11 protein-coding genes, 2 rRNA genes and 1 pseudogene are annotated in these 14,986 nt (G+C 54.7%); 1 reads left to right on the top strand and 13 read right to left on the bottom strand.

Going from position 1 to position 14,986, the window contains the following annotated elements; translation table 11 throughout:
• Positions 1 to 29: 29 nt before the first annotated feature.
• From ispF to BN2684_RS00150, 3 genes and pseudogenes are all read right to left on the bottom strand, one after another.
• Positions 30 to 515 (bottom strand): 2-C-methyl-D-erythritol 2,4-cyclodiphosphate synthase, encoded by a 486-nt coding sequence (gene ispF / locus BN2684_RS24815; RefSeq protein WP_234340121.1) that lies wholly within the window; start codon positions 513 to 515, stop codon positions 30 to 32.
• 90 nt (positions 516 to 605) lie between these two features.
• Positions 606 to 1,175, bottom strand: a pseudogene (gene ispD, locus BN2684_RS24810) (2-C-methyl-D-erythritol 4-phosphate cytidylyltransferase); the annotation flags it as partial.
• Between the two features lie 169 nt (positions 1,176 to 1,344).
• On the bottom strand, positions 1,345 to 2,430 hold the full coding sequence (locus tag BN2684_RS00150) for a PIN/TRAM domain-containing protein (RefSeq protein ID WP_058300170.1): 1,086 nt from the start codon (positions 2,428 to 2,430) through the stop codon (positions 1,345 to 1,347).
• Positions 2,431 to 2,639: 209 nt separating this feature from the next.
• On the opposite strand from BN2684_RS00150, the gene BN2684_RS00145 reads away from it, so the two are divergent.
• The gene (locus tag BN2684_RS00145; RefSeq protein ID WP_058300169.1) at positions 2,640 to 3,035 is read left to right on the top strand and encodes a hypothetical protein; all 396 of its coding nucleotides are present in this window, start codon (positions 2,640 to 2,642) and stop codon (positions 3,033 to 3,035) included.
• A 136-nt stretch (positions 3,036 to 3,171) separates the two neighbouring features.
• Here the strand turns inward: BN2684_RS00145 and pssA are convergent, their stop codons facing one another.
• The 10 genes from pssA to BN2684_RS00095 all read right to left on the bottom strand — a co-directional run.
• On the bottom strand, positions 3,172 to 3,870 hold the full coding sequence (gene pssA / locus BN2684_RS00140) for a CDP-diacylglycerol--serine O-phosphatidyltransferase (protein WP_058300168.1): 699 nt from the start codon (positions 3,868 to 3,870) through the stop codon (positions 3,172 to 3,174).
• Positions 3,871 to 3,936: 66 nt separating this feature from the next.
• The gene (gene disA / locus BN2684_RS00135; RefSeq protein WP_187385731.1) at positions 3,937 to 5,007 is read right to left on the bottom strand and encodes a DNA integrity scanning diadenylate cyclase DisA; all 1,071 of its coding nucleotides are present in this window, start codon (positions 5,005 to 5,007) and stop codon (positions 3,937 to 3,939) included.
• Between the two features lie 120 nt (positions 5,008 to 5,127).
• Positions 5,128 to 6,498, bottom strand: a complete 1,371-nt coding sequence (radA, locus tag BN2684_RS00130; protein WP_058300166.1) for a DNA repair protein RadA — start codon at positions 6,496 to 6,498, stop codon at positions 5,128 to 5,130.
• Between the two features lie 88 nt (positions 6,499 to 6,586).
• Positions 6,587 to 8,965 (bottom strand): DUF6242 domain-containing protein, encoded by a 2,379-nt coding sequence (locus tag BN2684_RS00125; RefSeq protein ID WP_058300165.1) that lies wholly within the window; start codon positions 8,963 to 8,965, stop codon positions 6,587 to 6,589.
• Between the two features lie 369 nt (positions 8,966 to 9,334).
• Entirely contained in the window at positions 9,335 to 11,761 is a 2,427-nt protein-coding gene (gene clpC / locus BN2684_RS00120) for an ATP-dependent protease ATP-binding subunit ClpC (protein WP_058300164.1), read from the bottom strand.
• Between the two features lie 48 nt (positions 11,762 to 11,809).
• On the bottom strand, positions 11,810 to 12,868 hold the full coding sequence (locus BN2684_RS00115) for a protein arginine kinase (protein WP_058300163.1): 1,059 nt from the start codon (positions 12,866 to 12,868) through the stop codon (positions 11,810 to 11,812).
• Positions 12,869 to 12,880: 12 nt separating this feature from the next.
• The gene (locus tag BN2684_RS00110; RefSeq protein ID WP_058300162.1) at positions 12,881 to 13,402 is read right to left on the bottom strand and encodes a UvrB/UvrC motif-containing protein; all 522 of its coding nucleotides are present in this window, start codon (positions 13,400 to 13,402) and stop codon (positions 12,881 to 12,883) included.
• Positions 13,403 to 13,416: 14 nt separating this feature from the next.
• Positions 13,417 to 13,881, bottom strand: a complete 465-nt coding sequence (locus BN2684_RS00105; protein ID WP_058300161.1) for a CtsR family transcriptional regulator — start codon at positions 13,879 to 13,881, stop codon at positions 13,417 to 13,419.
• A 625-nt stretch (positions 13,882 to 14,506) separates the two neighbouring features.
• A 5S ribosomal RNA gene (gene rrf / locus BN2684_RS00100) occupies positions 14,507 to 14,623 on the bottom strand.
• Between the two features lie 256 nt (positions 14,624 to 14,879).
• A 23S ribosomal RNA gene (locus BN2684_RS00095) occupies positions 14,880 to 14,986 on the bottom strand; the annotation flags it as partial.

Here is a 14,986-nt window from a genome sequence, read left to right as displayed (position 1 = left end):
CTCCGTTCATTCTTAGGCAAGATTACATGCTATGATAGCACATTCGCAAAAAGACAAACAACTGCTTGCGCGGCAATTCCTTCCTCGCGGCCCGTAAATCCCAGCTTCTCCGTCGTCGTCGCCTTTACGTTCACAAGTCCGGGCTCCGCACCAAGCGCTTCCGCAATGATCTCAACCATATGCGGTATGTAGGAAGCCATCTTCGGCCGCTGGGCGATGATCGTCGCATCGAGGTTCCCGAGCCGGTACCCGCGCTCCACTGCGAGCTTCCAGACTTGCTTCAGCAAGAGAAGGCTGTCCGCATTCTTGAAAGCCGCGTCCGTATCGGGAAAGTGTTTCCCGATATCACCCAGTGCAAGCGCTCCGAGAATTGCGTCAGATATCGCATGCAGCAGCACATCGGCATCCGAATGGCCGGCGAGGCCCTTCTCGAAGGGGATATCCACCCCTCCGATGATGCATTTGCGCCCTTCTTCAAAAGCATGAACGTCAAAGCCTTGTCCAATCCGGATCATATCCGCTTCCCTTCCCACCGGCGCCTCGCGGGCGAGATAAGCCTCTGCCCACTGAAGATCCTCCGGCGTCGTGATTTTTATATTGTCATAGCTGCCTTCGACCACACGGACCGTACCGCCGATCCGCTCGACCAGGCTGGCGTCATCCGTGCCGAGGTATTCTTCTTCTCTTGCAGCAGCGTGCGCCGCCAGCAGAAGGTCGCGGCGGAACGCCTGCGGCGTCTGCACCGCCCATAAGGTGCGCCGGTCCGGCGTTCCCGTGATCTCCCCGTACGCGTCAGCCGTCTTGATCGTATCCTTCACCGGGACCGCAAGCACCGCGCCCCCTGCCTGGCGAGCCGCATCGAGGCAAGCCGCAATATGCTCCTGCGAAGCAAATGGACGTGCCGCATCGTGTACCATCACCCAATCCAGATCTTCCGGCAGCGCTCCAAGTCCGCAAGAAACGGAATCCTGCCGCTCGGCTCCGCCCGGTACGACAGCATGGACCTTGGTGATGCCGTAGCGACGGATCAGCTCCCAGCAGCGATCGATTTCGGCAGCTCCCGCCACCAGGACAACGCATGCCGCTTCTGGCATCCACTCAAACCGCTCCAATGCGTGGACCAGGATCGGCTTGCCGGCAAGCGGCAAAAACTGCTTGCTCTCGGCGCTTTTCATGCGGGATCCTTTGCCGCCAGCCACGACTATGACACCAAAGACCGTATTGGCCTGTTTGTTCATCGTTCATCCATCCCTTGCATCAGTTGCCTACCTACAGAAAAACAGCCGCGAGACAGCGGACACCTTCATGCCCTCCGTCCTGCCGGCTGTTTCTATCATAATCGTTTTATTGGGCTTTTTCCAATAATTTAGGCTTGGCAAAGATCATACGGCCAGCAGAGGTCTGAAGCACGCTCGTCACCATAACCTCCATGGTGGTTCCAATGTACTCGCGGCCTCCTTCCACCACGATCATCGTTCCATCGTCCAAATAAGCTACTCCTTGCCCGTGCTCCTTGCCATCCTTGATCACCTGCACGACGATCTCCTCGCCCGGCAGCACCACCGGCTTTACCGCGTTGGCCAAATCGTTGATGTTCAACACCGATACGCCCTGCAGCTCGCACACCTTGTTCAGGTTGAAATCATTGGTCAGCACCTTGCCGCCGAGCACTTTGGCGAGCCGGACCAGCTTGCTGTCTACCTCGGAGATTTCCTCAAAGTCTCCCTCGTAGATCTCCACCTTCACGTCCAGCTCTTTCTGAATTTTATTCAGAATATCGAGCCCGCGGCGTCCCCGGTTTCGTTTTAAGAGATCGGATGAATCAGCTATATGCTGCAGTTCCTCCAGAATGAATTCCGGAATGACCAGCGTTCCCTCAATAAATCCAGTTTTGCAGATATCGGCTATTCGACCGTCAATGATCACGCTGGTGTCAAGAATTTTCCGTTGTTCCCATTCATCCTCGTCATCCTCCGCTTTGTCCTTGCCGCCATCCTTCAGCACTCTCCAGAGCTCAAGTCCTTTGGAACGGGCAATGCGGTACCCGGACCAGACGAGGAAAACCGTCGCAGCGAGTGCCAGAATCGGACCTCCTCCTCCTAGCGCTGACAGCAGCGGATAGAGCAGTGCCGCCATCAAGAGCCCGAGCGTGATGCCTGCCGACGAAGCCAGTAGCTCCGGTACCGGCATGTGCCGGATCGCCGTTTCCGAACGCGTCAGAACCCGAAGCAGCCATTCGCCGCAGAGCGCGGCGGCAAGCAGAAACAGCAGGGCAATGGTCCCCGTGCTGAGGATCTCCCTCCCGCTCTCCGAGAGCCGTCCGAACCCGGAGCCAAGCCAATTCTCCAATAGCCTCCCCACGTCGAACCGGTTTTGATAACCGACAAAAAAGCCAATGATGAGCGCGATTGCTTGAATTCCTCTTTTCATTTGCTACACCTCCACTTTTTCCAGTAGTTCATGTGATTTCCTGCATTTGGTAGGATTCACCGTGTTACCAGTATGGTCGAAAGCAAAAGCATCTAAACCTGTCGGAACGCAGTCTGAATCGAAAACCCGAACAGAATGGAAATTGAATTGTAAGTCCAGTTCCTTTATAATGACCTTAGTGCCTATCCTTTCCTTGGGGTGAAGAGAGAATGAATTCGCTTAGCCTTAGACAATTCCAAAACCAGGTTTCGGATCTCCTGCTTCGCCACCGCAGTCTTCTCGATGTTTTGTCGAAGACGACCCAGTCTAACGCTGCCGTCAACCGCGCCGTGACCAAGGCGATCACCGAATGCGGATGCGTGCAAGTCCACGCCGGCAAGCAGCATTATTCCACGGAAATGACAATCGATGACGCGAAGAAACTTCTCGATACCCATATGACCGGAGAACTCTGTGAGAACTGCACGGAAGTCGTCGCAGCCGAGCTCGGACGCAATCTGTTCTATCTGGCCTCCATGTGCAACCTGCTCGGAATCGATATGCAGCAGGTCGTCGAGGATGAATCCAAGAAGTGCTCCACTCTGGGATTCTTCAATATGTCTTGAGTGCCACTTACATAACTGGCACCTTCCAAAACCTAAAGAAAGACCGTCAGGCATCCCCTGGCGGTCTTGTTTGTTTCCCCGTAGTATAGCGCAAAAAAACCGGCTTTCGCCGGTCGCCTTGCGATACGTTTCCGTTCTATCGCTTGCGCTTGAAGCCCATGAAGGTTCCGTACAGCGCATAGATCACGAGAGGGACGAAGATGAGGCGGGACAGATAGTTCGGGAACAGAACCGCAATGATCAGGGCGATTCCTACAAATAGGAGCATGAGAAGAGCCGCTTTTTTGGTAATGCGAACCTTCTTGAAGCTTGGGTACTTGATCCGGCTGATCATGAGAAAAGAAAGCAAGAGCGAAGCAGGCACGAGAACATAAGAGCTCATCTCCTGATGGAACAACGCAAGGGTACAGAGGATAACTCCGGCAGCCGGAATCGGGAGCCCGATGAAATACCCCGGAATGCCTTCAATGACGTTAAACCGCGCAAGCCGCAAGGCCCCACAGATGGGGAAGATCGCGGTGGTGATCCAAGCCAAGGGAGGATTGATGTCTCCGTAAGCCACGACATACATGATAAAGGCTGGAGCGACCCCGAACGAGATGACATCGGACAAGGAATCGAGTTCCTTCCCGAATTCACTCTGCACATTGAGCGCACGGGCCAGCCGTCCGTCGATGCCGTCCATCATCATCGAGATGATGACGATGATCGACGCCAGATTGGCATTGTCAAAATCGGGAAAGACCGGGGTGTCGTTCAAAACGAGTATGATCGCGACGATCCCAAAAAAGAGGTTCAGCACCGTGAACATGTTGGGTACCGATTTTCGTAACATGAGGACCCACCTTTGTATCCGCCGCAAGCTGACGGCAGGAAGTTAACCTACAAAATTGTAGTCAATTTAGATTTGCCTGTCAATGAATACCTGCTCTTGAAATCTCCGAAGCCCTTCCTTGATGGCTCTTGCGCGGACTTCGCCGATCCCATCCACTTCATCCAACTGCTCGATGGAGGCGGATATGATCTGGGGAAGACACTCAAACTTCTCGACCAGATTGGAGATGATGATCGAGGGAAGCCGGGGAATCTTGTTCAGCACCCGGAACCCGCGAGGCGACACCTGCTCATCGAGAATGTTGTTCGTGACGTTGTAGCCGAGCAGTCGAACGATGTGATGCAGATCGAGCAGTTCCTCGCTTGTGAGCCGCGAGAGTCCGGCCCGAATCTCCTTGATTTTCTCATCGGTGTTCTCCCGGGCATAGTCCCGGATGAGCAAGACCGACTCATGCTCGATGTGAGCGACCAACTCCTCGAGCTGCATGCTGATCAACCGGCCCTCCACCCCAAGCTCGTTGATGTAGCGCCGGATCTCGGCTTTGACCCGCAGCACCATTTCTGCCCTCTGCAGGGCGTGAACCGCGTCCTCATACGTCACCGCATCTTCAAATTCCGTTGCTCCCAAATTGATGAGATTCTGATCGAGCACGGATTTGTATTTTTCCAGTGTCTGCATCGCCTGGTTGGCCTTCGTCAGAATGACGCCGATATCTTTAAGGGAATACCGCAAGTTCCCCTGATACAGGGTAATGATATTCCTCCTCTGGGAGATGGAGACCACCAATTTGCCGGTCTGCTTCGCGACGCGCTCCGCCGTCCGGTGACGGATCCCGGTTTCATTCGAGGAAATGGCTGGATCGGGATTGAGCTGCGTGTTGGCGTAATGAATCTTCTTGACATCCTCGCTTAGGATGATCGCTCCGTCCATCTTCGCAAGCTCGTATAAAAAGTTAGGGGTGAAGTCGCAGTTGATGCAGAATCCGCCATCTGCAAGCTCCATTACCTCCGGACTGTAACCGACAACGATAAGCGCGCCGGTCTTCGCCCGCAGCACATTCTCCAGCCCTTCTCGGAACTGGGTTCCGGGAGCGACCAGCTTAATGATCCGTCCTTTTATTTCTTCTTCCTTCGCCATCATGTACCCCCTCTTCTCTCTAGCCCTAGCTCGGTTGAATCGGCGCTGCTGCCGGCCTCCCTCCCCTGGGTATTTCTCTAGTCCTAACGATCCTATCGGCATATGAATCCAATTCGATGATTACTCGTCAAGAGCGGCTGCCAGAGCTTCCGCTACCGTGTTGACTCCCTTTACTGCGATACCTTCGGGCGGTATCCATCCTTTCAAGCTGATCGCCGGAAGAATGATCCGTTTAAAGCCGAGCTTCTCCGCTTCCCGAACCCGCTGCTCGATCCGGGAGACGCCCCGGACCTCGCCGGTGAGGCCGATCTCCCCAAATACGACGTCGTCCGGACGCGTGGGGCGATCCTTAAAGCTGGAAGCAATGCTTACCGCAACCCCCAGATCCACGGCCGGTTCATCCAGACGGACTCCGCCCGCCACATTCAGATAGGCGTCCTGGCTCTGCAGGAACAAGCCATTGCGCTTCTCCAACACAGCCATGATAAGCGACATGCGGTTGTAATCAAAGCCTGTTGACATCCTTCGGGGTGAGGGAAAGGTCGTGGGAGAGACCAAGGCCTGCAGCTCGACGAGCATCGGCCGCGTCCCCTCCATGCTGGCAACGACCGTCGAACCGGATACTCCCCGAGGACGCTCCGACAGGAACAGCTCGGACGGGTTGGCAATTTCGGCGAGACCCGCCTCCCGCATTTCAAAAATCCCGATCTCATTGGTCGAACCGAACCGGTTCTTGACCGCGCGGAGCAGGCGATACGTATGGTGGCGCTCGCCTTCAAAGTACAGCACACAGTCCACCATATGCTCCAGAAGTCGCGGACCGGCGATCGCTCCTTCCTTCGTCACGTGTCCGACCAGAACGATGGCGATTCCCTTCGTTTTGGCGAGCCGCATGAAGTGCGAGGTGCATTCCCGCACCTGGGAAACGCTTCCTGGAGCGGACGTGACAGCCGGATGGTACACCGTCTGAATGGAGTCGATCACAACGAAATCCGGAGCCACCTTCTCGATGGCCTCGTCGATCCGCTCCAGATTGGTTTCGCAGAGCACATAGAGCAGGGGAGACAACGCCCCGAGGCGATCGGCCCGCAGCTTCGTCTGCCGCGCCGATTCTTCTCCTGATATATAAAGGGCCTTACGGCCTGCGAGAGTCAAGGAGTGAGACGTCTGCAGAAGGAGAGTCGATTTACCGATACCCGGATCGCCGCCGACCAGAATCAATGAGCCCGGTACGATTCCTCCGCCCAGGACGCGATCGAGCTCCCGGTTCTCCGTTCGGATCCGCGGGTCAAGCGCTCCGGCGATCTCCGTGATCGAGACCGCTTTCTCCTGAGAGAGCCCGCTTACCGGGAGGACCCCCTGGGTCATCACCTTCGTCTCCACTTCTTCCACAAGCGTATTCCAGGCCTCGCAGCCCGGACATTTCCCAAGCCATTTAGGCGATTCGTATCCGCAGTCCTGACAGACAAATTTCGTTTTCGCTTTCGCCATATCGATCTCCAACTCTAAAAAATACGCACTCTCCGAAGTGTACCATTTTTGTCGACTTAATGAAACTTACCGATGATACAATCCATTCTCAAGGCAGCTTGGCCACCAAGGTCTTGTTAGAGTTCCCTACCAGATAGACACTGCCTTTAAATTCGGCTGCCACGAGCCACGTTCCGGCTGTCATCGCGGGCTGCTTCTTCCACTTCTCCGCATCCTCCGAGACGAAGACGGCTCCGCCGCTTCCTACCGCGACAAACAATCCGCCCACAGCGGAAACTCCGTATAAGCCCGGCGTGCTGACCGACCCTTCTGGCGTTTCATCCTTGAACGAAATCTTCTTCCAGGTCGTTCCGTCGGAAGAGACCAAGACGGTCGAATCCTCTCGATTTTCCACATGGCTTTGGCCGGTCGCGACGAATTTGCCGTTCCCCCAAACCACATCGTAGAGATCGCCCTTGAACAGTTTGGCCGGCTTGGTCCAATTCACCCCGTCCTTAGAAACAATCAGCGTCCCTTCCTTCCCCACTGCGACCACCATCTTGTCATTAGCCGCAATCGAGTTCAGCGTTACACTGACGCCTGTATTCGCTTTCTTCCACTTCACCCGGTCGGTGGAGGTCAGAATCGTTCCTTTTGTCCCGCTGACATAATAATTCCCGTTCGCATAGGCGACGCTGCTCAAGGTTTCCTTGGTCGGAGAAGCGATCGCCTTCCAGGCAAGACCGTCGGTCGAGGTCATCATTTTACCGGAATACCCTACTGCAAAAAAGTCCTTGCCGGTCCAGACGACACTTGTTAGCGGAAGGGTCCCTTTGATCGAGGATCCTTTCCACTTCCCGTCCGTCCCCATCCGTACAGCACTCTGATAGCTCTGTTCAACCTGCCTAAAGGAGTCATAATGTCCGCCGACCATGACCAGGTTTCCGTTGCCCACCGCTGAGTCTTGAAGAATCCCAGTATCGAACAGCGGATAGGTGAAGGCTTGGGTCCACTTCACTCCGTTGGCGGAGGTCTGAAATCCTGCCGTGGTCGCGGTCACATACTGTTTTCCGTTATACAGCGTAAACTGGGGCTCTTGATTTGGCGAATTCGTAAAGCCGGCGCTGGTCCACTTTTTCCCGTCCTTGGAGGTCAGATGAGCCGGTTTGCGAGAAGGCGTGTACTCCGAACCGTATATGTAAAAGCGATCTTTGGCCCACATCACTTGGCTGAGCGTGGTCTTAGATGAAGCGGCGGAGATGTACGTCCACGTCGTGCCATCCTTGGAGGTCATGATCGTGCTGCCGCCAACGGCAACAAAGAGTCCTCCGCCAAAAGCAATATCGTACATGTCATGATAGTTGGGCTGCTTGGTCTTCACTGTTTTCCAGGTGATGCCGTCTGAAGAGACGACCACTTGACCCCACTCTTCTCCCTGACCTACAAATACCCCATTGCCATAGGCAAGTCCCTGGATTTGGGTGTCGAGATTCAACGAGCGCTTGGTCCATTTTTGCCCGTCCTCGGATGTATAGATCCCCCCGTCTACGGCGACATAACGCTTTCCGTTCCAGGCGGCAAGCCGGCAGCTGCCGGTTCCGAACTTCTCCTTATGCTTGGTCCAGGTGATCCCGTCCTTGGAGCTCCAAACGGTGTTCCCCCACCCTTCCGGCTTGAAGCCCAAAAATTCATTCTTGCCCCAAACAATGGACATGAAGGGCTGGGAATCGCCAGAGTAGTACCTTGTCCAATTGAGGCCGTCTGTCGAAACCATCGTATTGCCTTCCGAAGCCGCGGTTACATAGCGTCCGTTACCGTAAGCATAGTTCCAAGAATATGAGGCCTCAAGCCCGGTTACCTCGGTCCAATCCAGCAGCAGCTTGCTTTTCGGGACCGCCTTTTGCTCCGTGTAGGCATCCACGAACTGCGTTACTTTCGTACGCTTTAGCGTATTGATCTGCTCGACTATCTCCGTATCCGTAAGATCGAGAAGGTTCTTCGAAACGGAGAGCTTCGTCAGGTTCGTCAGCTTTAGCAAGGGCTTCAAGCTGCTCACCTGATTATCGGAGCAATCCAATACGTTCAATTCCGCAAGCCCACTGAGAGGGTCGAGGCTGGTAATCTGATTGCCGGACACATTCAGCTTCTCCAGCTTGGTCAGCTTGGAGAGCGGAGACAAGTCCTTGATCTGATTGTGGCTTACATTCAGCTCGGCCAGATCCCTTAGGGATGCGAATGGAGCCAGACTCACGATTTCATTGCGGCTCAGATCCAAGACTCGCAAGCCTTGGAGTCCCAGCACAGGCGTGAAATCGGTCACTTTGCTGTCCGTCAGAGTAAGCATGACCAACTGCCCTGCATCCTCCAATCCTCGAAGAGAATGGACCTTACTCGAATGAATCTCCAACGAGTGAAGACTGTACACCGCCTCTTTAGTGAGCGGTTGATTAGGATCGTATTCAAGCTTCGCGCGAATGGCTTCTTCCACGAAAGGATCTTCTATATAGGCAAGGCTCTCTGCCCGCGCTTGCGGACTGGGCAGGATGGGGACAAGTCCTGCGATTAGAAGTAGAGCAAGAAATACAGGAAAGAGACGATGGCAACGGCGACGCATAAAGAGCTCCTCTCAATGGCGATGATTGTATAATTATAGCAATCGAACGCCGCCTAGTATACAACTATACTTATTATTTCCAGTCTCTGTCGACCAGAGATCTAGCCTCTTCTGAACCATGCGAAATCGTTACGCCTGGCATTTGCAGCGCAAAAAACACCCGATTCTCCGTCGATCCCTCCCATAGAGAGAGGAACGTTACGGTGAATCGGGTGCTTGGCGTTTGTGCTAGTATTGGGCTGCTTACCCGTTGCGAACGACTTCGAGCGCGCCTTCTTTCACGTCAATGGTGAGAGAATCACCTTTGGCGATGTTGCCCTTGAGGAGTTCCTCGGACAGGCGATCCTCGATGTGCTTCTGAATGGCCCGACGGAGCGGCCTTGCTCCAAATGCAGGATCATAGCCTTCCTTCGCGAGGAATTTCTTGGCTTCTTCGGTCAGGACGAAGTCTACGTCATGCTCCTTCAGGCGCTTGCGAAGATCTTCGGCCATCAGCGAGACGATCTCCTGAATATGGGCTTCATCCAGGTTGTGGAAGACGATGATCTCGTCGATCCGGTTGAGAAACTCCGGACGGAAGCTCTTCTTCAGCTCAGCCATGACTTTGTCCTTCATGTTGTTATATTCGCGGCTTGAATCGTCAGCGGCCGTAAATCCGAGCGTGGAATTCTTCTTGATCGTATCGGCCCCGACGTTGGAGGTCATGATGATCAGCGTGTTGCGGAAATCGACCGTGCGTCCCTTCGAGTCGGTCAGTCGGCCGTCTTCCAGCACTTGCAGCAGGATGTTGAACACTTCCGGGTGCGCCTTCTCCACTTCATCGAGCAGCACGACGGAGTAAGGCTTGCGGCGTACTTTCTCCGTAAGTTGGCCGCCTTCTTCGTAGCCGACATATCCCGGAGGCGCTCCGACGAGACGGGAGGTCGAGTGCTTCTCCATGTACTCGGACATATCGATCCGGATGACGGCATTTTCGTCTCCGAACATCGCTTCGGCCAGTGCGCGTGCGAGCTCAGTTTTCCCGACGCCGGTCGGTCCAAGGAAGATGAACGATCCGATCGGACGCTTCACATCCTTCAGTCCTGCCCGTGCCCGACGAATCGCGCGGCTTACGGAACGCACCGCTTCATCCTGCCCAATGACGCGCTCGTGAAGGATCGATTCCATCTTGAGCAGCCGTTCGGTTTCCTCTTCGGCCAGCTTCCGTACCGGGATGCCGGTCCAGCTCGCCACGACGTCCGCGATATCCTCAGGGGTTACCTCTGAATCGGTTCTTCCTTGCGTTTCCTTCCACTCATTGCGGGTATCTTCGAGCTCTTCCTTCAGCTTCTGCTCCGTATCGCGCAGAGCAGCGGCTTTCTCAAACTCCTGGCTCTGCACTGCAGCGTCTTTCTCCTTACGGATGTCCTCCAGCTTGCTTTCCAGCTCCTTGAGCTGCGGAGGCGTCGTATAGGAGCGCAGCCGTACCTTCGAGCCGGCTTCATCGATGAGGTCAATGGCTTTGTCCGGCAGGAAACGATCGGTGATGTAGCGGTCGGACAGCTTCACCGCTTGCACGATCGCTTCGTCGGTGATCTTCACGCGGTGATGAGCCTCATAGCGGTCGCGCAGCCCGTGAAGGATCTGAATGGCTTCCTCCGGCGTCGGCTCGTCGACCTGGATCGGCTGGAAGCGGCGCTCCAGAGCTGCGTCCTTCTCGATGTATTTGCGATATTCGTCCAGCGTCGTCGCCCCGATGCACTGAAGCTCGCCCCGGGCAAGCGCCGGCTTCAGGATGTTGGACGCGTCGATAGCGCCCTCTGCTCCGCCTGCACCGATCAAGGTGTGAAGCTCGTCGATAAAGAGGATGATATTGCCTGCTTGACGGATCTCATCCATGATCTTCTTCAAGCGGTCTTCGAATTCGCCGCGGTACTTGGTGCCTGCGACAACCGAGCCCATATCCAGCGTCATGACGCGTTTCTCCCGGAGCGTCTCCGGTATTTCGTTGTTGACGATGCGCTGGGCGAGCCCTTCCGCAATCGCCGTCTTCCCGACGCCAGGTTCCCCGATGAGAACCGGGTTATTCTTCGTCCGACGGCTCAGCACCTGGATGACGCGCTCGATCTCCTTGCTCCGACCGATCACCGGATCGATGTTGCCCTCCTTGGCGAAGGCCGTCAAGTCACGCGCCAGTCCATCCAGTGTTGGCGTGTTGACATTCGCTTGCGTCCCGTGGTTGGATGAAACCGAGTCGCTGCTCCCGAGCAGTTGAAGAACCTGCTGGCGAGCCTTGTTGAGCGAGATGCCCAGGTTGTTTAGTACCCGTGCGGCTACGCCCTCTCCCTCGCGGATTAAACCGAGAAGAATATGCTCCGTGCCTACGTAGGTATGGCCAAGCTTCCGCGCTTCATCCATGGAAAGCTCGATCACTTTCTTGGCGCGCGGGGTATATGCAATATTCGTCGGCTGTTCTTGTCCGCGTCCGATTAGGGATTCCACTTCGTCTTGAATTTTCTCGAGACCGAGACCGAGGGCCATGAGCGCCTTGGCGGCGATCCCCTCTCCTTCCCGAATCAGACCGAGCAGGATATGTTCGGTTCCGATATTGTTATGACCGAGGCGAACCGCCTCTTCCTGAGCCAACGCAAGCACCTTTTGTGCCCGTTCCGTAAATCTCCCAAACATCATTCACTAGCACCTCCGTTATTAAATTCGGGTCGACTACCGTCCCGACCGTTACTCCTGAACCCGTTCGCGGATGAGCTCCGCTCGGCGGATGTCCCGGTTCTCAGCGGTGAGCAGTTCTCCCGAGTGCTTCTGCAAAAATCCCGGTTGTGTCATAACCAAAAGCTCATTCAGCGTCTTCGGCTCAATACCGCCGAGAAGGCCCAGATCGATGCCAAGGCGAACATCCGACAGCCGCTGCATGGCTTCCTTGGAGTCGAGGATCACCGCATGGGAAAGGATGCCAAACGATCGGTTAATCCGGTCTGCCAAACGATGCGGCGTATCCTCTTGAAGCCTTTCGCGAGCGGCGCGTTCATGCTCAATGATCTGTTGAACCACGCCATAGAGATTGTTCAAAATCTCTTCCTCGGATTGCCCGAGGGTAATCTGGTTGGAGATCTGAAACAGGTTGCCGGAAGAGTCGCTTCCTTCCCCGTACATTCCCCGAACGACCAGCCCCACTTGAGTGACGGCGGACAGGATGCGATTGATCTGCTGGGTCATCACAAGCGCCGGGAGATGGATCATCACCGAAGCGCGAAGACCGGTTCCCACATTCGTGGGACAGCTGGTCAGGTACCCCCGCCGTTCATCGAAGGCATAATTCAATTGACTTTCTATAATATCATCAATCCGGTTGGCCATATCCCAGGCCTCGCGGATTTGAAACCCGGGAGTCAAGCATTGGATGCGAAGATGGTCTTCTTCGTTCACCATGATGCTGATCGATTCATTCTGGCTGAGAATGACCGCTCCGCCTCGCGATTCGTTCGCTAGGCTCGGACTGATCAGGTGCTTTTCAACCAGCACCTTCTTCTCCAGCTCGCTGATGTCGGAAAGCGGAATGATCGTAAAATCTCCCAGCTCCCGCAGCTCCTCGTTCTCCAGCACCTCGGTAACCTTATCGAGCACATCGCGGGATTGCTGATTCGTCGCCAGCATCGGGAAGGGATAACCCCGCATATTGCGCGCCAGTCGAATCCGACTGGACAGGACAATATCGGATTCAGGCCCCTCCTGCTTCATCCAGTCGCTCAAGGCATGATCGGTAAAATGTCCCACTACCATGTTGCACCCTCCTTATACGTCGGAGATCCGTTTTTCCAGCTCGCGGATCTGATCGCGGATCGAAGCCGCTTCCTCAAATTCCTCTTGCTGGATCAGCTCTGACAGCCTCTGCTTGAGCGCATTGAGTTCCCGCCTCTGCTGAAGAACCCCGCCGGAGCGCAGGGGCACCTTACCGCTATGGGAGGTGCTTCCGTGCACCCGCTTAAACAGCGGGTCAAGCCGATCGCCGAATGCTTGGTAGCACGAGCTGCAGCCGAATCGCCCCAGCTTGCTGAACTGCGCATAAGTAAGTCCGCATTCCTCGCACCGGTTGTTCATCGGCGGCGCCGCTACAGTACCCGGCATGGCAGCTGAATCATAATTGAGCAGTCCCGACAGCAGATTGTGGATCGAAAACCCGCCCGGTGTTCCGGGAATTTGCTCTCCCTTTTCCCTCGCACAGGTTTCGCACAGGTGCGATTCCGTCTTTTCACCGCCGACAATCTTGGTAAAATGCAGGGTTGCCGGACGTTTTCCGCATTCCTGACAAAGCATTTGGTACTCCCTCCTTATGGATGGCTGAGCAATGACAATAACATTGCCTTCAGCAGCCTGGCTCGGATTTCATCCCGAAGGGGAAGCTTGAGATAGAGAACGTCTCGCGACATGGCCGCCTTGATGAGGCTGGCCTCCCGACAGGTTATGAATCCGCCCTCCTCGAGTTGATACAGCAACCCTTCCGAACTGGTTTGATCAATTCGGTCACCGATAGTTCCAAGTACGTAATCCAGAATAACTCCATGAGAGGACAGCTGAACCTTCTGAATCCGGATATAGCCACCGCCACCCCGTTTGCTTTCCACGATGTAGCCCTTTTCCAGAGTAAAGCGGGTGCTGATCACGTAGTTAATCTGCGAGGGGACGCATTGGAATCGATCGGCCAACTCATTGCGTTGAATCTCGATGACGCCGGTTGGGCTTTGCATCAGAATATTCTTGAGATACTGTTCAATCATATCCGAAGCATTGCGCATCCATTCACCCTCCGCTTCTTATAAGGAAAGGCCATGAAACCCGAATCGAGAAGACGGCAAACAGACCAAATTGCAGCCTGGGTGCGAATCATCTGACTTTGACTTTCTTTGACCTTAAAATTATTATAGCATGCTTTTTCATGTTTTCAAGCGTCTCCATGAAATTATTGTCTGCCTATTTCACCGTCCGTATACTTGCTTTGCATCAGTGGTGTCTATTCAAACTTCGGGAATACGATGAAGTCAGGGGGATCATATGGCCGTATGCCTTCCAATGGATCTCAAGACTCCTCCCCATTCGTCATTCAATTATGTACCCTTATCAGCCATTCGTTGAAACCCTCCTGTTGTGTCGTTCCCGTTACGGATTTTGAAAGAACCCGTCTTTTAAAATCGCATTCCCGGGCAGACGACCCATGAACCGAAAGCGAGAAGCGAGAGCATATATCGCCGAATCATCATTTCCTGCAAAATGACCACACCCCGAATCCCATCCGTTAGCGAAGAATGCCGTCACTCTTGTTCTCCTCAGCTTTTTCGTTTCCATACCCACTCTGCATTTACCAGCTTGGCCGGAACCCTGAAACAACAAAAAAGCCTGCACGGTGTGTGCAGACTTGATTGTGCTTGGCGACGTCCTACTCTCCCAGGACCCTGCGGTCCAAGTACCATTGGCGCTGGAGGGCTTAACGGTCGTGTTCGAGATGGGAACGCGTGGTTCCCCTCCGCCATTATCACCAAACTACAGGTTTTACGAAGTAAAACCACATCGAAAGCTTACGCTTTCCCAAAAAGTGAAGTGAAGCTCTGAAGCTTACTCCGATTACTTTTCGGGGACCCCGAAATTCGAGGTCGCTCAGAGAAGGTCATTCCCTGAAAACCGGATGCGAAGCAACTCGCTTGGAACATTCTTACCTGTGTGTCCCCTTGTTATCGGGGCCCCCGCAAAGTACCAGGAATCCGCTTCGTCAGCGTTCCCTTCACTTTGTGGGGTCTATTTGGATAAGCCCTCGACCGATTAGTATCCGTCAGCTGCATGCGTTGCCGCACTTCCACCTCGGACCTATCAACCTGGTCGTCTTCCAGGGGTCTTACTAACTGGGAA

Origin of the sequence: Gorillibacterium timonense (genome assembly GCF_001457415.1) — a bacterium.
GTDB lineage: Bacteria > Bacillota > Bacilli > Paenibacillales > NBRC-103111 > Gorillibacterium > Gorillibacterium timonense.
This window is presented reverse-complemented; position numbering and strand designations above follow the sequence as displayed.